Below are 21,269 nucleotides of genomic sequence, written 5' to 3' on the forward strand. Positions count from 1 at the left end.
TCCCAGCGTCTGCTTCACTCTGTTCGCATCCTTGCTGGCCGCTGCCCCAACAACTCCTCCCTCAATCCGCCGCTGGCGGCGGTCGTCGTCGTTGCTCCCAAAGTGGGAGCTTCTGACGAAACTGCAAACTTTGCAATAACTGCCAAGGCCTCGCCCTTCGGGAGAGGTGGCAGCGCGCCAGCGCTGACGGAGAGGGTGAGCCGCCTATACCCTGTAAAATCTCGCCCTCCGGTGCAGCTCCAGCGGGTCGTCCCCCACCGGAGGCTGCACAGTCTGCCGGGGCGGGGAGATGGGATTTTCCATCAGCACATAGCGGCACTCGTCATAGATATGGTCCTCCTGCCGGGTGTCGATGTCCTCCACATTGCTCTCGTCATAGACCAGGTTCGGGAGGGTGCGTATAAAGTGCCTGCAGGTGTTGAACACCTGAAACATGGGCCGCCCCTCCCCATCGAACGCCAGCCGGTAGTGGAACTGCATCTTCCCCGCCAGCCGGGTGTGGTCACCGGGGACCCAGTGGAGAAAATGGGGGCCCCGCTCCATCATGGCGGCAATGCTCTCGCCCCGGCTCTCATCAAAGATAGCGGGGTCGGCCACCCCCAAAATGGTGCGGCCCTTGAGCATCGGGTCGTTCTGCTCTGCCTCCCGGATCCGCCTTGCCTGCTCCACCGGATCGATGCGCAGGCCCTCGTTGGGGCGGCCCGTGCAGCCGTACAGCTCCTTGATGCGGTAAAGCCTGCCCTCCTCATCCGCCGCGTACCACCCCACCGAGAACGGCTTCGAGAAACCGAAATCGTACCCTCGGTAGATCTTCCAGTGTCTGGGGATGGCAAAGGGCGCAATGACATGGGTCCAGCGCTGGTCCTGATAATGCCCCGGGTCGTTCCTCCACTCGGTGAACACCTGTCCCGAAAAGCTGTCCCAGCTGCCATAGAGCAGGGCCTGCTTTTCCGCTTCGGGCAGGCTTGCCAGACTGGCAAGGTAGTCCGGGTCATTTTCCAGCAGGGCGGGGTTGTCGAACACGCTGGACGGGATAAACACCCTTGCCCGCTCCAGCACCTTCTCGGTTCCGTCCGGCATCCGCACCGGGAACTGTTCCACAATGGGGGTGCCGGGCGGGGCAGGCGTGATGAACCGTGCTTTCACCCAGCCGTGCCCCACACCGCCGGGATTGGTGGTGGCCCGCAGGTAGACCCGGGTGCCCGGGCCGGTAGGGCGGTTGCGGCTCATCATATAGCTGTACTCTTCCCACTCGAAATGGGTCAGCTCATCGAACCCGATGAAGTCGAAGGCCTTGCCCTGATAATTTGTGCGGTCCTTGGTGTACTGCATGGAACCAAAGTAGATCTTGGCCCCGCTGGGGAACACCCACACATGGCTGGTGGCGTTGTACTGTGCCGTAGGAAAAGCCCGCTTGTAGTAGGCCATGCTCTTGTCCACCAGATCACTGAGCTGGGGGTAGGTCTTGCGCAGGATGAGCCCCCGATAGTGGGGGATGTCCACCTGCCGCAGGGCCTCGATCACCAGCGCGTCACTCTTGCCGCCGCCTGCCGCGCCCCCGTACAGGGCTTCTGGTTCCGGGCGGCGCATGAACTCCGCCTGCCGGGGCTGGGGCCGCCATACGATCTCTGCATTCATACGTCCTCCACGGCTGGCAGAAGCACCACGCCGCACGCCCGGGCCTCGGCATCCGCGCCCTGATCGTTCAGGGTCTTGGCCACCGCGGCCAGATCCTTCAGCACCGCCGTGGCCTCCTTGAGCCCCTTCATCAGGGCGGGGTCAGAGCCATCGGCTCGCTGGGCCTTCTGCCGGGCGTTCAGCTCCTTGACCTCCTGCGCCAGCATGGTGCTCAGGGTGTCGGTGGCCTTGTGCAGGCTGGCAAGGCTCTTGTCCCTGCCCGGCTGTTTCGCTTGCGCCATCCTGTGTTCTCACATCCTTTCTGTTTGGCTTGGCACAAGGATACCAGCTTTTCGTCCCCTGCAACAGCGCGCACTTTTGCAGGGCCGTTTTGTACTTTTAGTGTCATAGAATCCAATCCGTATAAAATAATCTTTCATTTTTCATCGCTGTATCGCACCGTGCAGAAATCTCCGTTTTTCTCCCGGATTTTTCACGCGCAGACACATCAGGTGCGTGAAGCGCCTTTTGCGCAAAAAAGCAGGCACTCCGCCCGCCCCGTCCGGGGCAAAGGCAGAGTGCCTGCTTTCGTTACAGATTCAGTTTCAGTTCTGCTTACAGGGTCTCGATGCGGTCAAACAGCTGCTTGCCTGCTTCCACAGCGTCCTTGCTGCCAAAGGCCACACGGGTAGCGTTTGCCATCCGGTCTGCAAGGTCTGCGGCCTGTGCCCGGATCGTTTCAGCTGTCACGCTGCACATGGCCTTGCGGTCCGCGGCCAGCATGGCATCGGTGATGCCGCAGAAGTACCGGCGGTCCAGCTCCTTGGCCTCAGCGTTGGGCTTTTTGGGCGAGTCCATCTCGGACACCGCGCCCACGATGAACTCGTTCAGGTCTTTTTCGGTGTACTCCCGGCCTGCCAGCACCTCGGGGGCCTTGGCAAAGGTCTCGTAGCTCTCGGTCAGGTGGGGGTCACGATAGGTGTACAGTCCCTCGGTCTGGGCACGGGTCAGCATTCCGGTGCCGTAAGCGCCGCCCACCTCACGGATGTTGTGCCACAGGTATTCGTAACTCATAATGCGGGCCAGCACCCGGCGGTCGGCCTGCCGCTCCATGGGCCAGGTCAGGATATCATAGTTCACGCCGCCGTCAATGATAAAGGCCTCGTTCACGGGGGCCGTCAGCACCTCTGTGTAGGGCTTGGCAGCGGTGCGGCCCTGGGCAGCAAAGGCACTGCCGGGCAGCAGGGCACGCAGCTTTGCCAGCGCTTCCTCGCTGCCATGCAGGCTGACGGTCAGGGCTGCATGGTTCAGCACCTTTTCCCGCACCGCCTCCAGCTTTTTGCCCATGGCGGCCCAGTCGGCCTGTTCCAGTAGGCCGCACAGGAAGTGGTACCCGGTCACGCCGCTGCACCGCTCGCTCAGGGCATACTCCACTGAATAGTGGGCGGCGGCACGCACGGCAGCGTACTGGTTGCCCTGCCGGATGAACTGCTGCTCCATGTTCAGCTTCTGCTGGCTCAGCACCCGGGCAAAGGCTTCCTCGGCCTTGGGGCCGGTCAGGCAGGTCTTGTAGAGGTACTCACTGCCCAGCGCAATGGCCTTGTCCAGATCCCGCTCCAGCAGGCTCATGTTCCAGGTGAGCTTTGCGTGGCAGGGGCTGCCCTCCTGCCGCCCGGTCCAGAAGCTGATGCAGGCCATGCTGTTGCCCAGCCAGGTGGCGCGCTGGGTCTGCAGCTCCCGGGCAGTGTGCTCCGGGGTATCCAGCTCGTCCAGAATATCGGTCAGCAGGTCAAGATACTGCACCTCTTCCGGGGTGCACTCGCCCAGGTCGTAGTAGAAATTCAGATACAGGCTGCCCTTGGAGGGGTGGTGCAGCAGCTCCGCACCGGCCAGCGGTTCCACCGTACCGGCAGCGCTCCTGTCACCGTCGCCCAGGTCGGCCACGGTCAGCGGATGGTCCAGCACCAGCTTGCCGTCGTTGCGGGCAGGGGCAGCATCCTCTTCGTCCTTCTTGGGCAGGGCCGGGGTCTGGATCACCTGCACCGGCTCTGCCAGCAGCAGATCCTTCAGCAGGTCGTTGAACCAGCCGGTGGAGAGCTTCTCCCGCAGGGAAGCAAACAGCTTGTCGGTGTGGAGCAGCAGGGCCGGGTCGCCGGTATGGAGCCAGCCGGTGGCGGCATAGATGGCATCCAGCACGCCGTCGGGCAGGTTGCCCGGGCGCTCCAGGGAGGCAAACTCCATGGCGTTCAGGCTGGCCAGCAGCAGTTCCTCGGGGATGCCCCCTGCCAGCAGGTCGGTCACAGCCTGTTTCACGCCAGCTGCAAATTTGGGGGCAGTCTCTGCAGTGGCCCCCCGCAGCACCAGCTCCAGCGTGGGCTGCAGGGTGCTGTCGTCAAAGCCAAGGTCAATATCCGCACCCAGCTTCTGCTCCAGCAGAGCTGCCTTCAGCGGGGACTGGTTGGTGCCCAGCAGGGCATCCAGCAGGATCTCCACGCCCAGCTGGCGCTCCCGGTCAGCAAACGCGCCGGTGTACCAGGCCAGCGCACACTGCACCTGATTCGGCTCGGGGTTTTCGGTGTAGTACGGGATGTGCACACGCACACCGTTCTGCTGGTCCTGCACCGTCAGCCGGGGGCGGCTGGTGCCCTTGGGCATCCTGCTCAGATAGTGCTCATCCAGAAACGCCAGCTTCTCGGCCATATCCATCTTGCCGTACAGGGTAATGCAGCAGTTGTCGGCACTGTAATGGCGGCGGTACACCCGCTGGTATTTTTCATAGGTCAGGGCCGGGATGGAGGCCGGGTCGCCGCCGGACACAAAGCCGTAGGCCGTATCCGGGAACATGGCCCGCTCCAGCGCGTTCTGCAGCTGCGCGTCCGGGGAGGCCAGCGCACCCTGCATCTCATTGTAGACCACACCGCTCACTGTGCCGTCCGCGTCCCGGTGCCAGCCCTCCTGCTCGAACACGGCCTTGTCCACCATGGCCAGCGGGCAGAACACGGCGTTCAGGTACACGTCCATCAGGTTCCTGAAGTCGGTCTCGTTGGGGGTGGCAAAGGGATACACGGTCTTGTCCGGGAAGGTCATGGCGTTCAGGAAGGAGGCCATACTGCTCTTGAGCAGCTGCAAAAAAGGCGAGGTCACGGGGTACTTCTCGCTGCCCGCCAGCACCGAGTGCTCCAGAATGTGGAACACACCGGTGTCGTCGGAGGGGAAGGTGCCGAAGCCGATGCCGAACGCCTTGTTGGTGTCCTCGTTCTCCACCAGCAGGACAGTGGCCCCGCTCACATCGTGGTTCAGAACCGTCAGCACACCGTGCTGCTCCGGGCAGTCCTCGCGGCGCACCAGCGTATAACCGGGATAGTTCATGTTGTTTCTCCTTTGGGTCATATTTTTTCAAAGTGTTTGGCCCTATTGTACCACGCCTTCCGGTAAGACGCAACGAACAAAAAAGGTGAGCGTCCTCACCCTCTCAGGCGCTTCGCGCCAGCTCCCCCAAAGGGGGAGCTTCTGACGAAACCACAGACTTTGCAATCACTGCCAAGGCCTCGCCCTTCGGGAGAGGTGGCAGCGCGCCAGCGCTGACGGAGAGGGTGAGCCAGCTTCCGGGGACATGAAAAAGGCTCCCCCTTCGGGGGAGCTGGCAAAGCCGAAGGCTTTGACTGAGAGGGTTGTTTTTACTTTTGATCCGACACCCGGAACAGCACGAATCCCACAATGAACAGCACGATCAGGCTGCCCACGCCCACATTGGCGCTGCCGGTCAGCTGGCTGCCCACACTGACGATCATGGTGCCCAGAAAGGACGCGCCCTTGCCGCAGATATCGAACAGACCGAAGTACTCGCCCGATTTTTCCGGCGGGATGATCTTGGCAAAATGGCTCCGGCTCAGCGCCTGGATGCCGCCCTGGAACATGCCCACCACAACGGCCAGCACCCAGAACTGCCACTGGTGCTTCAGGAAAAAGGCAAACAGCGCAATGCCCGCGTAGGCTGCGATGCAGACCGGGATGAGGGTGCCCGAGGGGTATTGCCCGCTCAGCCGCCCGAACACCAGTGCCGAGGGGAAGGCCACGATCTGGGTGACCAGCAGCGCCAGCAGCAGGCCGGTGGTGTCCAGCCCCAGGGCCGTGCCGTAGGCCGTGGCCATATCGATGATGGTGTATACGCCATCGATGTAGCAGAAAAAGGCCAGCAGGAACCAGAACACCTGCCTGTCCTCTTTCAGGTGGCGGAGGGTGTGGCCGATGCGGGCAAAGCTCTGCCGGATGGCATGTTCCTGCACCTCCACAAAGTGCACCTGCTTATACTGGCGCAGCAGGGGCAGGGTGGTCACCAGCCACCAGGCAGCGGTGATAAAGAGAGTAAGGTTCAGCGCCGTCATCTGGGAGATGCCGATGCTCCCAGCCCCCAGCACCAGCGCCAGACAGACCACAAAGGGCACACAGCTGCCAATGTAACCCCAGGCATAGCCTTTGGAGGAAACCTCATCCATCCGGTCCGGCACAGTCACATCGCTGAGCATGGAGTCATAGAACACCAGACTACCCGAAAAGCCCACCTTGGCAAAGATGAAGATGAGCAGGAACGGCAGCCAGGTGCTTGCCATCCCCATGGCGCAGCAGCCGATCACACCCACTGCCACGCAGAAGGTGAAGATGGGCTTTTTGAAGTTGCGGGTATCGGCCAGTGTGCCAAGGATCGGGCTGAGCACCGCCGTAATGACTGTGACCGCCGAGGCTGCATAGCCCCAGTAGGCCAGATACTCCACCGAGCTCAGGCCGCCCCCCTCAGCCAGTGCGTTGAAGAAGATGGGGATCAGCGTTGCCACCAGCAGCACAAACGCCGAGTTGCCCACATCGTATAAGATCCACGCCCGTTCCAGGCTGGTCAGGCGAAATTTTTGCTTTGCTTCGTTCATTTGCATTCCTCTCAAAATTCTCCGAAGGTGTGGTCATAGGCCTTGTCCAGCGGTGCGCCGTTGGAGAGCCCTTCCACATATTCCGTGATGAGCCGCACTGCCAGCGGGAGAGCCTGCTGATACAGCGCTTCCAGCTCTTTGTCGCTGGCCTCGCACCGGGGATTGGGCTGGAGGTTCGCCACCAGCCCGTGCATGACATCATAGGTACCTGCCGCTTTCAGTGCCGTCAACACCACCCAGCGCTTGACCGGGCTGGTAGCCTGCAGCAGATGGTGCACCCGCACCATGCCCCGCATGGCTCCGTAGGTCTCGTCTGCCGTGACATTTTCGTAGAACGGCGCAATGATCTTTGCAAACTCCCGGTTGGGGCGGATATGCCCCGCCGTGAAAAAGTGCATCGGGTCAAGCCCGTCCTCCCGCATCAGCTGGTTGTCAAACTCCGTCTCGATCTCGCAGTGGCTCACACCGCTTTCCCGGGTGTAGCGCTCCACATAGGGGTGGCAGGTGCTGTCCAGTGCAAAGTGGCAGACGAACCCCAGCGCATAGGCCAACGCAGCATTCTTGTTGCGGGCCGTGTTCACCACGCCCCGGGCCCGGGTAAAGAACACCCGGCCCGGCTGCTCATGCATGGCGTTGCCCAGCCGGTTCACGGGGTTGGACTGCAATGCCCGGTAGTAGAACATCAGGTCAGGCCCGTGCAGGCCCATATCATACAGCGGCCGGTATGGGGTGATCTTTTCCCGCAGCTCCCTGGGCAGCTGCACCAGAACATCCGCACCAAAGCGGCGGTGTGCATATGTAGATGGCATATCCTCTCTCCTCCTTTTCGTACCAGAATCAGTATAGCAGAATCCCACCCCCGCCGCCACCCTTCCGGGTCTGATTTGTGTAAAATTTTTGAGATATTTTTCATCACGCCCACCCCATAGCGTAAAAACGCCCCGCCGGTCTCCCGGCAGGGCGCTTTCGCAGGGTGGTGTTGCAGACCGGTTCGGTCTGTGAAACACCCGGCAGCTTTCAGCTATTCCAAACGATCAGTCTTTTTTCACCATCATCTTGCTGGCCTTATAGATATCGCCGCAGCCCAGAGTGATGACCAGATCGCCCTCCCGGGCGTTCTGTTTGACCCAGTCAGCGGCAGCCTCCAGGCTGTCCACCAGCACAGAGTTGGGGATCTGCGCCGCCAGCTTTGCGCTGGTAATGGTGGGGTCGTTGGGCTCGCGGCTGCCCATGATGGGGGTGATCACCGTGATATCAGGGATCTTGAACACATCCACAAAGTCGTTGAACAGCATCTTGGTCCGGCTGTATGTAAACGGCTGATGGACTGCGATGACACGATTATAGCCCAGCTCCTTGGCGGTGTTCAGGGTCGCGCGGATCTCGGTGGGATGGTGGGCGTAGTCGTCCACGACCACCGCGCCGTTGCACTCGCCGTAGACCTCAAAACGGCGGCCTGCCCCCTTGAAATTCAGGGCAGCGTTGGCGCACTCCTCCACGGTCAGGCCCACAGAGCGGCAGACAGCACACATGGCCAGTGCATTGTAAATGTTGTGGCGGCCCGGCACTGCCAGACGGATGTGGCCCAGCTCATTGGTATCCCACTCCTTCAGATCAAATTCAAAGAAGCCGGGCTTGTACTCCTGCACGTTGACAGCACGGTAATCGGCCGCATTGTCAATGGCAAAGGTGCGCACGCGGCGGTCCAGGGTGTACATGACATCCATGGTGTTCTTGTCGTCCGCATTGGCAAAGATCATAAAATGGGTCATCAGGGCAAAGCGCTTGAAGGCAAACTTCAGCTCGCCCATGCTGCCGTAATAGTCCAGATGGTCGTTATCGATGTTCAGCACCACGGACATATAGGGGGTCAGCTTGAGGAAGGTCTCGGAGAACTCGCAGGCCTCGATGACGATATCATCACCCTTGCCGGCCTTGCCGTAGCCGCCGATGAGGGGCAGCTTGCCGCCGATGACTGCAGAGGGATCACGGCCTGCCAGCTCCAGTGCGGTGGTGATCATGGAAGTTGTGGTGGTCTTGCCGTGGGTGCCGGAAACGCAGATGCTGTCCTTGTACAGGCGGCTCACATAGCCCAGCAGAACACTGCGCTCCACAGTGGGGATGCCATAGGAAGCGGCAGCGTTCAGCTCCACGTTGTCCTTGGCAATGGCGGCAGAGTAGACCACCAGGTCAGAGCCGATCACGTTGTCCGCAGCATGACCCAGGCTGACCTTCACGCCCATCTCCCGCTCCGAGCGGATGATGCTGCCGTCCAGCACATCGCTGCCGGAGATATCATATCCCTTGGCAGTGAGGATCTGGATCAGCGGATACATACCGCTGCCGCCGCAGCCGATGAAATGGATCTTTTTTACATGATCCAGCAGATGCATGGTATAATCAGTAACGAACATAAGCAGGCAAACCTCCAATAAACAAACGGCCGCAAGGCAGACCGAATCCATCTTAATTCTTGGGTACTACTTATTATATAATTTTTGGCCGACAAAATAAACAGTTCCGAGCGAATTTTCGGAAAGAACCAGAAACTCCGGCACATTTTTGTTACAACTGTACAGATATCCCATGGATTTTCGCCCCTTTTGCACACTTCATAAAAGATTTACATTTTTTATCGGCTTGATAGCTAACAATTTTGAAGTATTTGTGGTATGATAGTTGCGAATTTTGAACTATCACGCTGCCGCCGGACGCGCGGCTGGAAAAGAGGAATCTCATTTTGAACATCAAGATCACTGCGGACAGCACCTGCGATCTGTCCGAAGCGCTGCTCCGGCAGTGGAACATCAGCCTGATCCCCATGCACATCCTCATGGGGGAGGAAAGCTATCTGGACGGCGTTACCATCCACCCCGCCGATGTATTCGCCCATGCCCAGAACGGCGGCAAAATGCCCAAATCCGCCGCCCCCAATCTGGTGGAGTACACCGACTTCCTCGCCCCCTTTGCCAGAGACTACGATGCCGTCATCCACATCAATGTCGGCTCCAAATTCTCCTCCTGCTTCCAGAACGCCCGGCTGGCGGCGCAGGAGTTCGGCAACGTCTATGTTGTGGACAGCGAGAATATCTGCACCGGGCAGGGCTATCTCGTCCTGCAGGCAGCCAAGTGGGCCGCTGACGACCTGCCGCCCAAGAACATTTCCATGCGCTTACAGGGCCTTGCCAAGCGGGTCGAGTTGAGCTTTGTGCTCAACCAGCTGGACTACATGGCCAAAAGCGGCCGCTGCTCCGGCGTGCTGGCCTTCGGGGCCAACATTCTGGGCATCAAGCCCAGCCTGGCCGTCATCGATGGTGAACTGAAAGTCGTGCGGAAGTACCGGGGCAGTCTGCCCATCTGCGTGGGCAAGTACATCACCGACCAGCTGGCGAACCGGGAGGACATCGACCGCAGCATGGTGTTCATCTCTTCCACTCAGGCAAAGCCCGGCTGCATGGAGGCCATCAAGGCCGGACTGCGGCAGTACGGCAATTTTGAGAATGTCTACGAGACCGACATCGGCACCACCATCGGCGGCTATTCCGGCCCCGGTACCATCGGCATCGTGTTTGCACGCAAGCAGTAAATTTCTCCCTGCACACAAAAAAGACGCGCTCATCACAGAGCGCGTCTTTTTTGCATGATATCCGGTTTTCTCAGCTCAGCCGTCCGCTCTCTACCGAGAAGCTCAGGTCGGCCACGGCCATGGTGGATCTGCGATGGGAGACCAGCAGGACAGTCTTTTCCCTGCACTCATCCCGCACGGCCTTGAGGATGATCCCTTCGTTCAGGCTGTCCAGATTGGAGGTAGGCTCGTCCAGCAGGAGGAAAGGCGCATCGTGCAGGAAGGCACGGGCCACACCGATGCGCTGGCGCTCACCACCAGAGAGTGCACCGCCCAGCTCGCCCACAGTGGTATCATATCCCTTGGGCAGGCTGTTGATAAAGCCATCCAGCGCGGCCTTTCTGCAGGCAGCCTCCACCTCGGCACGGGTGGCATCGCGCCGGGCGATCCGGATGTTGTTTTCAATGGTATCGTCAAACAGCTCCGTTTCCTGGGTCACAAGACTTTCCTGGGCGCGCAGAGCGGCAGTGTTCACGGTGCGGATGTCACGTTCACCAAACCGGATGGTGCCGCTGCTCACATCCCAGAAGCGCATGAGCAGCCGCAGAAAGGTGGATTTGCCGCTGCCGGAGCGGCCCGTGATACCCACGATCTTCTTTTCCGGGATGGTCAGGCTCAGGTCGTGGAGTACCTCTTCCTTGGCGTAGGCAAAGCTGACATGCTCAGCCTGTGCACCGGTAAAGACGGTATCCGCGCCGTCGGTCACATCGGCAGTCACGGGGTCCTCGTCCAGCAGGTCAAGGACACGGTCGGCACTGGCGAACACCTGGGTCAGGCTGGCACCGAGGTTGGCCAGCGCCACCACCGGGCCAAAGGAGCTCAGGGCCGACAGGGTGCAGATCAGCACCCCCTCCGCACCCAGCTGGCCATTCTGATACAGCCGGATGCTCACCCCCAGCACAGCCAGTGCCGTCAGCACGATGAGGGTGTTGGCGGCACCCACGGTCACGCCCTCGCGGTACTTCATGGCCTTCTGCTTCTCCCCCAGCGTCTCGCTGTGGGCCGTGATGCCCTCGGCACGCGCGGCGGTGTTCTGGTACTGCAGGATATCCCGCAGACCGCGCAGGCTTTCCAGCAGATAGCTGTTGGTGTCGGCCAGGGCCTGCCGGTACTCGCGGGCGGCTTTGTCGCCCCGTCTGGCAGACCACACCGGCAGAGCAATGCCCACCAGCAGATAGCCTGCCAGCAGCACCAGTGTGGGCAGAATATGATAACTGGCCGTAAAGCAGGTCATGCCGGTCACACAGAGGATCGCGATGCAGACCGGCGAAATGGTGTGGGCATAGAACACCTCCAGCTGCTCGATGTCGGCGGTGATCAGGGAGATCAGGTCGCCCCGGTCACGGCCCTCCAGTTTGGCGGGGGTCAGGCGGCGGAGCGCGCTGAACACCTTATCCCGGATGAGGGCCAGCAGCTTGAAGGCGATATAGTGGTTGGAGGCCTGCTCTGCGTAGCGCAGCACGCCGCGCAGCAGGGCAAAGACAAGGATGCAGACAAAGGCCGTGCCCACGCCTGCCAGCGGGCTGGGCAGGCCTGCCGCCGTGAGCAGGGCAAAGCCGCCGAAGACCGTGATAAAGGTGGCGCAGAAGTGGCCGATGACACCCATGGCAATGGCTGCCAGCATGATGGGCAGCATGGGCCGGACCAGCACGATCAGCCGTGCGGCAATGGCAAACGGACTGCGGTGTTTTGTGTTGTTCATGCGCTCACCTCCCCAAGGTCTTCCAGCTGTTTCTGGGCGTTGTACAGGCGGCTGTACACCCCCTGTGCCGCCAGCAGGTCGTTGTGCGTTCCCTGCTCGGCGATGCGGCCTGCCTCCAGCACATAGATGCAGTCGCTGTCCACCACATTGGCCAGACGGTGGGAGATCAGGATCACTGTTTTCTTTCCCGCCAGGCTGTGGATGGCTTTCATGATATCGTTCTCGCTCTCGGCATCCACATTGGAGGTCGCCTCGTCGAACACATAGATGGGCGAATCATGCAGCAGGGCACGGGCCATGGCAAGGCGCTGGCGCTGCCCGCCTGACAGGTTGGAGCCGCCCTCGTGGAGCGCCGTTGCAAGGCCGCTCTGGCTGCGGCAGAAGTCTGCAAGGTTCACCTGCTCCAGCGCCGCCCAGAGTTCGGCTTCGGCTGCATCGGGCCGGGCCATCCGGAGATTGGCTTCCACCGTGCCCTTGAAGATGGCCGCATTGTGGGGCACCAGTGTCAGCAGGCGCAGGCGGTCGGCCTGCTTCCATTCGCTGACCGGGATGCCGCCCAGCGTGACCTCTCCCTCGGTCGCGGTGCGGGCACCGGACAGGATGGCCGCTATGGTGCTCTTGCCGCAGCCGCTTTCGCCCACCAGCGAGACAAAACTGCCCTGCGGGATGGTCAGGGACACATCGTGCAGGATGGTGCGCTCCTTCTCGTAACCAAAAGTGACATGCTCCAGCGCAAGGGTGCTGTCGGCCGGGTCGGCAGTCTTTTCGCCATCTTCAGGCTCCTGGGCAGAGAGCAGCCTGAAGATCTTCTCAGCCGAAGCCGCGCCATTCATGGCAATGTGGAAGTAGCTGCCCAGCAGGCGCAGGGGCAGGAAGAAATCCGCCGCCAGCAGGAGGATGGTCAGGGCGCTGGTCAGGCTGAGCTGGCCCTTGGCAAAGGCCGATGCCGCGCTGATGATGCCAAGACCCGCACCGCCGTAGGCCATCAGGTCCATCAGGGTCACGCTGTTCAGCTGCATGGTCAGCACCTTCATCGTGATCTTGCGGAACCGCTCGGCCTGGGCATTCATCTCCTCGTGCTTCCAGCCGTCCGCCTGATAGATCTTCAGGGTGGTCAGGCCCTGGATATTCTCCAGAAAGCTGTCGCCCAGGGTGGTGTACTCGCCCCAGTAGTTCGCCAGCAGCTTCTTGGCAAACTTCTGCACCGCCACAATGGACAGGGGGATGAGCGGCACACAGCACAGCAGAAGGATGGCCGAGCGCGCGTGCACGCCCACCAGCAGCACAAACAGGGTCACCGGGGCCAGCAGGCTGTAAAACAGCTGGGGCAGATACTTTGCAAAGTAGGTGTCGATCTGCTCCACACCCTCGCTGGCCAGCATCACGGCTTCACTGGTGGCCACCGTCTCGCTGTAACCGGCCCCCAGCCGGGTGAGCTTTGCATAGATGCTGCTGCGCAGGGTGCGCTTGACATCCTTGGAAGCCCGGTCGCTCATATCGGAGGCGCAGAGGGTAAGGCCATAGCGCACCGGCACAGTCAGCAGGCAGAGCAGCATCCCCTGCCAGAGGGCATTGCCGGTCAGGCTGCCCGCAAACACGCCGCCGATGAGGCGGGATACCGTCATCACCAGCACCACATTGCACAGCATCCCCAGCCACTGGAACAGCACGTTCAGCCCCACATAGCGCAGAGCCTTCCGATCGAAGGAAAGCAGTTTTTTGTTGATCACGAAGCGTTCTCCTTTTCAGATTCATCCGGGCCGAACAGACGGTCATATTCGCCGGTAAAAGCCCGTTCGGGCAGGGCCGAAGTCAGGGCCAAAGCGGCATTATAGCGTTCCTCCTCGGTCATGTCGATGCGCACGGGCGGAAAATGCGTCAGCACCGTTTCCAGTTGAGCCCTGACCGCCTTTGCCACAAAGATGCCCCGATCGGTCAGATAGATCTTGCCATAGTGTTCCTTCACGATCATTCCCCGATCCATCAGCAGGTTCATAATGCGCACCACGCTGGGCTTAGTCACGTTCAGCTTTTCGGCAATGCTGCGGGAGCAGATATCCAGATGCGTCTGGGAGACCTCATAGATGGCCAGGAGATACCGCAGATGGGCTGCTGTCAGTTCCATAGTATCACTCTCTTCTATAATAATGTAAGCTGCTTCCAGTGTTATCCAAAGCTAACTTTTTTCATTCTAAAAAAGGGCGCGGGCCGATTGGATGTTCGACCCGCGCCCAGCGGTTTTTACCGATCAGTGGCAGCCGCTGCAGCCGCCGCAATTGCCATTGCAGCCGCCTTCGCCGCAGCCCCCACAGCCGCCATGCTTGTGGGAGTGCCATGTGGCCCAGCCCACACCGCCAAACACGATAGCACCTACAATAATGGTAGGCAGATTAAAGTTCGTGGCCAGGAATTCCATCATACAGAACACACCCTTTCAAACTGGACAGATGATTTTACTTGATCTTGGAAACGTCGATCTTGACCTCGTTGTCGCCAACGTACTTGTTGGGGCGGAACATCAGGTACAGGAATGCGGCAAAAATCACGATTGCCACGATGGTGAAGAAGTTGAAGCCAACCTCACCGGTGATCAGACCACCGATCTGGTACACGACCAGAGCCGCGCAGTAAGCCAGAGCGCACATATAACCGATGGCGATGGCAGTCCACTTGCCGTTGTTCATCTCACGCTTGATCGCGCCCATAGCAGCGAAGCAGGGAGCGCACAGCAGGTTGAAGATCATAAATGCGTAAGCGGACAGAGCGGTGTAATCCTGCGCAACTGCTGCCCAGATCTCATCACCGTTCTCAGACAGCTCGCCGCCGAAGTGATACAGAACACCGAAGGTACCAACCACGTTCTCCTTTGCGATCAGGCCGGAGACGGAAGCGACAGTTGCACGCCAGTTGCCGAAGCCCAGAGGAGCGAAGATCCAGGCGATCTTGGTAGCGATAGCGGCCAGGACGGAGTTGTCCTGATCCTCGACCATGCCGAAGGCACCATTCTCGAAACCGAAGCCCTGCAGGAACCACAGCACAACGGTAGCTGCCAGAATGACGGAACCGGCGCGCTTGATAAAGGACCAGCCGCGCTCCCAGGTGGCACGGAAAACGTTGCCCCATGCAGGCACATGGTAAGCGGGCAGCTCCATAACGAAGGGTGCGGGGTCGCCAGCGAAGAGCTTGGTCTTCTTCAGAATAACACCGGAGCAAATGATGGCAGCCATGCCGATGAAGTAAGCGGAAACAGCAACCAGAGAGGAACCACCGAACATTGCACCTGCGATCAGGCCGATGATGGGCATCTTAGCGCCGCAGGGGATGAAGCAGGTGGTCATAATGGTCATACGGCGGTCACGCTCGTTCTCGATGGTACGGGAAGCCATAACACCGGGCACGCCGCAGCCGGTACCGACCAGCACGGGGATGAAGCTCTTACCAGACAGGCCGAAACGGCGGAAGATACGGTCCATGATGAAGGCGACACGGGACATATAGCCCACATCCTCCAGGATGGACAGCAGGAAGAACAGAACCAGCATCTGGGGAACGAAGCCCAGCACCGCGCCGACACCGGCCACGATACCGTCCATGATCAGGCCGTACAGCCAGCCTGCCACACCGATGCTCTCCAGGAAGCCGCCCAGCGCGCCCGGCACGATCTCACCAAACAGGACATCGTTGGTCCAGTCGGTCGCAAAGGTGCCGATAGCCCAGCCGCCATCTGCAATGGAGGTGCCCATGGACAGGGAGTACATCAGGAACATGACCAGCGCGAAGATGGGCAGAGCCAGGATACGGTTGGTCACGATCTGGTCGATCTTGTCAGAAGCAGTCAGGTGCTCCACACGGGCCTTTTTCTTGACGGCCTTGTCAACGACACCGTTGATGTAGGAGTAGCGCTGGTTGGTGATGATGCTCTCCGCATCATCGTCCATCTCCTTCTCGCAGTCTTTGATGTGCTCATCAATGTGGTCAGCCAGAGCCTTGTCGAGCTTCAGCTCTTCCACGACCTTCTCATCCCGCTCGAACAGCTTGACCGCATACCAGCGCAGGAAGCGGTCATCGACCTTGCCCTGGATGGACTCCTCGATGTGTGCGATGGCGTGCTCCACACTGCCGGTAAAGACGTGGGGCAGCTCACCGGCCTTCTGCTTCTGGGCAGCGGCAACCGCAGCCTTGGCAGCAGCCTCGGTGCCCTCGCCCTTCAGTGCGCTGATCTCAACTGCCTGGCAGCCCAGCTCGCTGCTCAGCTTCTTCAGGTCGATCTTATCGCCGTTCTTGCGGACCAGATCGATCATGTTGACCGCCATAACAACGGGGATGCCCAGCTCGATCAGCTGAGTGGTCAGGTAGAGGTTGCGCTCAATGTTGGTGCCATCGATGATGTTCAGGATGGCATCGGGCTTCTCCTTGACCAGGTAAGTACGGGAGACGACCTCCTCCAGCGTGTAGGGAGACAGGGAGTAGATACCGGGCAGGTCCTGGATGATGACATCCTTATCGCCCTTCAGCTTGCCTTCCTTCTTTTCCACGGTAACGCCGGGCCAGTTGCCAACGTACTGGTTGGAGCCGGTCAGGTTATTGAACAGGGTAGTCTTGCCGCAGTTCGGGTTACCGGCCAGTGCAATTTTAATACTCATTGCGTGTCCTTTCCTCTCTTTGGAATCAAACCACTTCGATCATTTCAGCGTCGGCCTTGCGCACACTCAGTTCGTAGTTGCGCACGGTCAGCTCCATAGGGTCGCCCAGAGGTGCCACCTTACGGACATAGATCTCAACACCCTTGGTGATGCCCATGTCCATGATGCGGCGCTTGACCGGGCCTTCGCCATGCAGGCGTGCCACGGTGCAGGTCTCGCCGACCTTCACGTCCTTCAGAGTTTTCATGCAAATTTCCTCCTCTACTTGTCTTTATTCAGAGACCATTCCAGTGTCGGAGCAGGTCCCAAACAGCGTGCTGCGCTGTTCAGCCGATCATAATGCGATTTGCCATCGTCCTGTCGAGTGCCAGGCGGCTTTCCTTGACCTGTACGATCAGGTTGCCTGCGATCTCGTTGACCACGGTCACTTCGCTGTCCACCACAAAACCAAGCTCTGCCAGATGCAGGCGGACTTCATCTTTGCCGGTGATCTTCTTGATGGTGACGGTCTCGCCCGCCTTCGCCATTGTCAGAGGCATCATAACATTCCACTCCCTTTTTCATACTGTTTGTGGGCTGCTGATGCACCGGAGGGGTTAGTCAGTCGGAACTATCAGCATAGATAGTTTACGCTTACTAACCTTTGTTGTCAACAGTTTTTTCATCATTAAAAGTTAGTTTATATGAACAAACAGTTTTTCTGCCCAAATATCCCAGTTTTTTTATCACAATCAACAACAACTAACTCAAATTCCTGAGTAAAAGTTAGCCATTGTTTACATTTTACCGTCATTTTTCTATCCATGAAATGACACAGCCGCCCGATGCAGTAGTCAAGGCTGCAACGGACGGCCGCGTGTCAAAAGGAGGATTTCTTCCCGCCGGAGCGTGGTTTGTTCCGGTGGGTGCCAGGATAAAAAGAGAGTATTGGTAGAGAATGACTTGTCAAGCCGCCACAGCAAGGCGGAAAATGGGGGTACCCTCATGGAACAGGCGCAGATACACTCTGGTGCACTTGTTCAACTGGGCAAAATGACGTGCGGCGGCATCAGGGTCGCCGTAAGCCTTCCAGCAGCCGCAGCAGGTGAAGTTGCGGCCCTGATTTTCGATAAAGCCCACCACATCGGTGAGCGGATAACCAAGAAACACGCCGATTTCATGGGGGAAATCGGCCTCGCAGCACAGCCGCCGGGACAGCTGCCGCAGCATACCGTCACAATCGGAAGCATCTTCCGGCAGGGCATAGCCCTCGCGCTGCAGGAACTCCCGCACCGCCTCATCGGCCAACACCTGACGCAGGCGGCTCTCGCGGTAAACATAAATGAGATACCGGTGGGTTTGAGCACAGCCCTTGAGGACCCGGACCTTCAGCCCCTTCTCCCCCAGCTGGTCATTCCAGCGGTGCACCCGGGCAGCTAAGTCGGCACAGTCCCGGGTCTCATAGCGGAACAGCCCGGCAGGCTTCAGTCTTGCCAGCACAGGTGCGCACTGTTCGATCATCACGGTCTCAAAATTACGCTCCATGGCTGCTTTCCTCCGCTCTCGTTTTCTTCAGGAACAGCGTTCCCCGCCGCGCCGCATTCTATGCAGGCGTTGCAGTTAGATATTTCTAACCTCAAACTCTAAAAGAATGCGGCTCAGACCATTTGTTTGCTGACCGCTTTGTGGTTAGTTGTTTCTAACGTGGCATTATCTTACCACAGCTCTGGGGTGGTGTCAAGTGGTTTTGACAAGTTTTCTGCATCAAACTTTTTGCGCGTGTTGCGGCGTGTCGAAATTCATGGTATAGTATAGTCAGCCGCCCGCAAAGGCGGCGAAGGCGCTGTGTCCAAAACGCAGGCGGCAACCCACTTGCCGGTACCTAGGTGCCGGGAATGGCTGGTTTCTTGAAGAGTTGCCCGCTCCCCGGATGCCTAAGGGCGGAAAGGGGCTTTTCTTTATGGAACCCGGGTTGCGGCTCCCAGCGTTCGCTTCGTGCAAATGCACTCGCGTCCTGCTGGCCGCTGCCCCAACAACTTCTCCCTCGATCCGCCGCTGGCGGCGGTCGTCGTTGTTGCAAATCACATGGAAAATCGCCACAAGCGATAAAAAACGCAAGAAAAAATGACCGCCTCGAAGTTCCCCAACCCAGAGCGGTCATTTTTCTTGACTAATATGGCAAGGGGCTAGTCGTTTGCGGCCAGCGCCTTTTCTATTTGTAGTATAGTCAATTTCCTTTATTTTGTCAAGGAAAGGCTGGATATAAACCTATGCCATCAATCTTTGATTACAAGCACTTCTTTGATAATTATTGTAAAGAACGCTTCCTTGATCTGCACTTATCCTTTGATATGCCCTCTGATTATGAGACCGCTTGCGGAACATTTGACCCTGCAAGCAAAACTGTGTTCATCAATGCAGAGCATCTGAACGCCAAACCTGACTATGAGAAAGCATTTTTTCTGTTTCACGAACTGCGTCACGCATCGCAGTATCTCTGTCCGGAACACTTCGGTTCCGAAATACACCGAAGCCTTCAATATGTCATTGGCTATGATGGTACATGCTATAAGCTTGTAAATGGCCATTACATCTCCTGCAAATTGGATGGCAATGAAGATTATTTTACCAACCTATATCTTGGTCAGCCGCACGAAGTCGATGCCAATACATTTGCTTACGAACAAGTCAAACAGCTCTATGGAGATTCTAAAGAGTTAAAAGCACTGTTTGATTTTTGGATGCCTCGCCATCCTCTCCCTGCCCACGCATACGATCTCATATTTTCGCAAATCGACAAAAGTATTTCTTGTATATCACCTTTGGAGGAAACACTATGACTTTCACACCTTTTGAAACCGCCCGGCTTCGCCTGCGCCCGCAGGAAGCTCGGGATGCCGGGTTTGCACTCTGCATCTGGGGTGACCCCATCACCGGAAAATATTTGTCCGACCCGGTGCTGGACGATATCGATGACCTGAACGAATATATGGAATTGCTCCGCAACCTGAGCGACAGCACCGACTGCTATTATGTCATTGCAGAGGACAAAGTCACCCACCAGCCCATTGGTACCTGCTGTGCTGTGGTCAAGGATGGCGGCAACTGCTGGGATATCGGTTACTGCATCCACCCTACCTGCTGGCACAAGGGTTATGCCAAAGAAATGGTAAACGCTCTGGTGCAGTTCGGTGCACGGAACGGTATAAAAACCGTTCTGGCCGATGTTGCCGCCGAAAATGCCGGTTCCTGCGGCGTGATGCGTGCACTAGGTTTCACGCCCACTGAGAATGGAACCTTCCGCCGAAGCGGCTCTCAGACCGAATACAAAAGTCTGACATTCAAAAAGCAGTTATAGTCAATTTTTAACGATTTGTCAAGGATGTGTTCCCTATGCTTTCAACCACCCTTTCCCCTCTCGTGGAAAAACTCTCCACTTTGCTCTCTGCCCATCCCGATCACCCGGTGCTGGTGGCGCTGGACGGCCGGTGCGGCAGCGGCAAAACCACGCTGGCGGCACAGCTGGCACAGCAGTTCCCCCAGAGCATCACGGTGCATACCGATGACTTCTATCTTCCCCCAGCCAGCCGTGTGGCAAACTGGGAGCAGATCCCTTGCGCCAACATGGACTTGGAGCGTCTGCGTACCCAGGTGCTCACCCCCGCCCGGGCCGGGCAGGCAATCCCCTACCGTGCCTACTCCTGCCGGGCGGGTGCCTACCTGCCGGAACAATGCTTTGTGCCCCAACCACTGGTCATCGTGGAGGGCAGTTACAGCTGCCACCCCACCCTTGCGGACTGTTATGATCTGAAGGTTTTCGTCACCTGCTCCAAGGAAGAGCAGGCCCGCCGCCTGCTGGCGCGGGAGGGAGAACGCTATTCCGGCTTCACCGCCCGGTGGATCCCGCTGGAAGAGGGGTATTTCGCAAAATTCCAGATCGAGCAGACCGTTGACTTTATCCTTGATACGACCTGTTAACTTTTTGCAAATTCCAGCGCTCTGCCCCTGCAAACCTGGTGCAAAATATGTTATAGTTAGGATGGAACAATAATTTTTTCAAGGCAAGGAGCAGCATATGGAACATTTTGTGCAGTTTGAGGATGTTTCCAAATATTATCAGACCGGCAGTGTCCGCATTGCGGCGGCCGATCACCTGAATTTTTATGTAGACAAAGGCGAGTTTTGCATCATTGTGGGTCCCTCTGGTGCAGGCAAGACCACCCTGTTGAACATTCTGGGCGGCATGGACACCTGCGACGAGGGCCATGTCTGGCTGGATGGGCAGGATGTGAGCCACTTTTCCGAAAAAGAGCTCACCACCTACCGCCGGTACGACGTAGGCTTCGTGTTCCAGTTCTACAATCTGGTGCAGAATCTGACTGCACTGGAAAATGTGGAGCTGGCCAGCGAGATCTGCCGTGATCCGCTGGACCCAGCCGCCACGCTGGAAAGCGTGGGTCTGGGCGAGCGGCTCAACAACTTCCCTGCCCAGCTTTCGGGCGGCGAGCAGCAGCGTGTCTCCATTGCCCGGGCGCTGGCCAAGAACCCCAAGCTCCTGCTCTGCGATGAGCCCACCGGTGCGCTGGACTACAAGACCGGCAAGCAGGTGCTGGCCCTGCTCCAGCGCACCTGCCGCGAAACAGGGCGCACCGTCATCGTCATTACCCACAACACGGCCCTGACGGCCATGGCGGACCGGATCATCCAGGTCAAGAGCGGACAGATCCTGTCCAACAAGGTCAACGAACACCCGGTGCCGGTGGAACAGATCGAGTGGTGAC

The 21,269-nt window shown here is 58.7% G+C and carries 19 protein-coding genes; 5 read left to right on the forward strand and 14 right to left on the reverse strand.

The features are described 5' to 3' along the window. Positions 1–204: 204 nt before the first annotated feature. The 6 genes from P0G09_RS05025 to murC form a co-directional block, all read right to left on the reverse strand. Complete coding sequence (locus P0G09_RS05025) at positions 205–1,638, reverse strand: phage terminase large subunit (RefSeq protein WP_275252110.1); 1,434 nt, start codon at positions 1,636–1,638, stop codon at positions 205–207. Next, positions 1,635–1,919, reverse strand: coding sequence for a chemotaxis protein (locus P0G09_RS05030; RefSeq protein ID WP_117475989.1), 285 nt, complete (start codon positions 1,917–1,919; stop codon positions 1,635–1,637). The genes P0G09_RS05025 and P0G09_RS05030 overlap by 4 nt, the downstream gene beginning before the upstream one ends. Positions 1,920–2,232: 313 nt before the next feature. After that, the gene (locus tag P0G09_RS05035) at positions 2,233–4,986 is read right to left on the reverse strand and encodes an insulinase family protein (protein WP_275252111.1); all 2,754 of its coding nucleotides are present in this window, start codon (positions 4,984–4,986) and stop codon (positions 2,233–2,235) included. Between the two features lie 308 nt (positions 4,987–5,294). Beyond that, complete coding sequence (locus P0G09_RS05040) at positions 5,295–6,545, reverse strand: MFS transporter (protein ID WP_275252112.1); 1,251 nt, start codon at positions 6,543–6,545, stop codon at positions 5,295–5,297. Positions 6,546–6,550: 5 nt separating this feature from the next. After that, entirely contained in the window at positions 6,551–7,348 is a 798-nt protein-coding gene (locus P0G09_RS05045; protein WP_005931300.1) for a zinc dependent phospholipase C family protein, read from the reverse strand. A gap of 225 nt (positions 7,349–7,573) precedes the next feature. After that, a complete protein-coding gene (murC, locus tag P0G09_RS05050; protein WP_035393696.1) occupies positions 7,574–8,953 on the reverse strand; it encodes a UDP-N-acetylmuramate--L-alanine ligase in 1,380 nt (459 codons plus the stop codon). A 326-nt stretch (positions 8,954–9,279) separates the two neighbouring features. Between murC and P0G09_RS05055 the strand changes: the two genes are divergently transcribed. After that, positions 9,280–10,125, forward strand: coding sequence for a DegV family protein (locus P0G09_RS05055; RefSeq protein WP_275252113.1), 846 nt, complete (start codon positions 9,280–9,282; stop codon positions 10,123–10,125). A 70-nt stretch (positions 10,126–10,195) separates the two neighbouring features. Here P0G09_RS05055 and P0G09_RS05060 read toward each other — a convergent pair whose 3' ends face one another. The 8 genes from P0G09_RS05060 to P0G09_RS05095 form a co-directional block, all read right to left on the reverse strand. Further along, on the reverse strand, positions 10,196–11,866 hold the full coding sequence (locus P0G09_RS05060; RefSeq protein WP_275252114.1) for an ABC transporter ATP-binding protein: 1,671 nt from the start codon (positions 11,864–11,866) through the stop codon (positions 10,196–10,198). Further along, positions 11,863–13,596 carry an ATP-binding cassette domain-containing protein gene (locus tag P0G09_RS05065; protein ID WP_275252115.1) on the reverse strand — a complete coding sequence of 578 codons (1,734 nt, stop codon included), beginning with the start codon at positions 13,594–13,596 and terminating at the stop codon, positions 11,863–11,865. The genes P0G09_RS05060 and P0G09_RS05065 overlap by 4 nt, the downstream gene beginning before the upstream one ends. Then, the gene (locus tag P0G09_RS05070) at positions 13,593–13,991 is read right to left on the reverse strand and encodes a MarR family transcriptional regulator (RefSeq protein ID WP_005931315.1); all 399 of its coding nucleotides are present in this window, start codon (positions 13,989–13,991) and stop codon (positions 13,593–13,595) included. The genes P0G09_RS05065 and P0G09_RS05070 overlap by 4 nt, the downstream gene beginning before the upstream one ends. Before the next feature lie 123 nt (positions 13,992–14,114). Then, entirely contained in the window at positions 14,115–14,285 is a 171-nt protein-coding gene (locus P0G09_RS05075) for a FeoB-associated Cys-rich membrane protein (RefSeq protein WP_005931317.1), read from the reverse strand. 34 nt (positions 14,286–14,319) lie between these two features. Continuing rightward, positions 14,320–16,509 carry a ferrous iron transport protein B gene (feoB, locus tag P0G09_RS05080; RefSeq protein ID WP_275252116.1) on the reverse strand — a complete coding sequence of 730 codons (2,190 nt, stop codon included), beginning with the start codon at positions 16,507–16,509 and terminating at the stop codon, positions 14,320–14,322. 25 nt (positions 16,510–16,534) lie between these two features. Next, complete coding sequence (locus P0G09_RS05085) at positions 16,535–16,756, reverse strand: FeoA family protein (RefSeq protein WP_005931321.1); 222 nt, start codon at positions 16,754–16,756, stop codon at positions 16,535–16,537. 79 nt (positions 16,757–16,835) lie between these two features. Beyond that, a complete protein-coding gene (locus tag P0G09_RS05090) occupies positions 16,836–17,051 on the reverse strand; it encodes a FeoA family protein (RefSeq protein WP_005931323.1) in 216 nt (71 codons plus the stop codon). Between the two features lie 403 nt (positions 17,052–17,454). Continuing rightward, entirely contained in the window at positions 17,455–18,033 is a 579-nt protein-coding gene (locus P0G09_RS05095; RefSeq protein WP_275252117.1) for a DUF3793 family protein, read from the reverse strand. Between the two features lie 725 nt (positions 18,034–18,758). On the opposite strand from P0G09_RS05095, the gene P0G09_RS05100 reads away from it, so the two are divergent. The 4 genes from P0G09_RS05100 to P0G09_RS05115 all read left to right on the forward strand — a co-directional run bounded on the left by P0G09_RS05100 (position 18,759) and on the right by P0G09_RS05115 (position 21,268). Further along, positions 18,759–19,328, forward strand: a complete 570-nt coding sequence (locus tag P0G09_RS05100; RefSeq protein WP_275252118.1) for a hypothetical protein — start codon at positions 18,759–18,761, stop codon at positions 19,326–19,328. Next, the gene (locus P0G09_RS05105) at positions 19,325–19,846 is read left to right on the forward strand and encodes a GNAT family N-acetyltransferase (RefSeq protein WP_275252119.1); all 522 of its coding nucleotides are present in this window, start codon (positions 19,325–19,327) and stop codon (positions 19,844–19,846) included. Before P0G09_RS05100 ends, P0G09_RS05105 begins: the two co-directional genes overlap by 4 nt. Before the next feature lie 35 nt (positions 19,847–19,881). Beyond that, positions 19,882–20,466 carry a uridine kinase gene (locus P0G09_RS05110; protein ID WP_275252120.1) on the forward strand — a complete coding sequence of 195 codons (585 nt, stop codon included), beginning with the start codon at positions 19,882–19,884 and terminating at the stop codon, positions 20,464–20,466. Between the two features lie 97 nt (positions 20,467–20,563). After that, positions 20,564–21,268: an ABC transporter ATP-binding protein gene (locus P0G09_RS05115; RefSeq protein ID WP_005931348.1), complete on the forward strand. Its 705-nt coding sequence runs from the start codon at positions 20,564–20,566 to the stop codon at positions 21,266–21,268. Position 21,269 lies beyond the last annotated feature (1 nt).

This window comes from Faecalibacterium sp. DFI.5.82, from assembly GCF_029076575.1.
Lineage (GTDB): Bacteria > Bacillota > Clostridia > Oscillospirales > Ruminococcaceae > Faecalibacterium > Faecalibacterium duncaniae.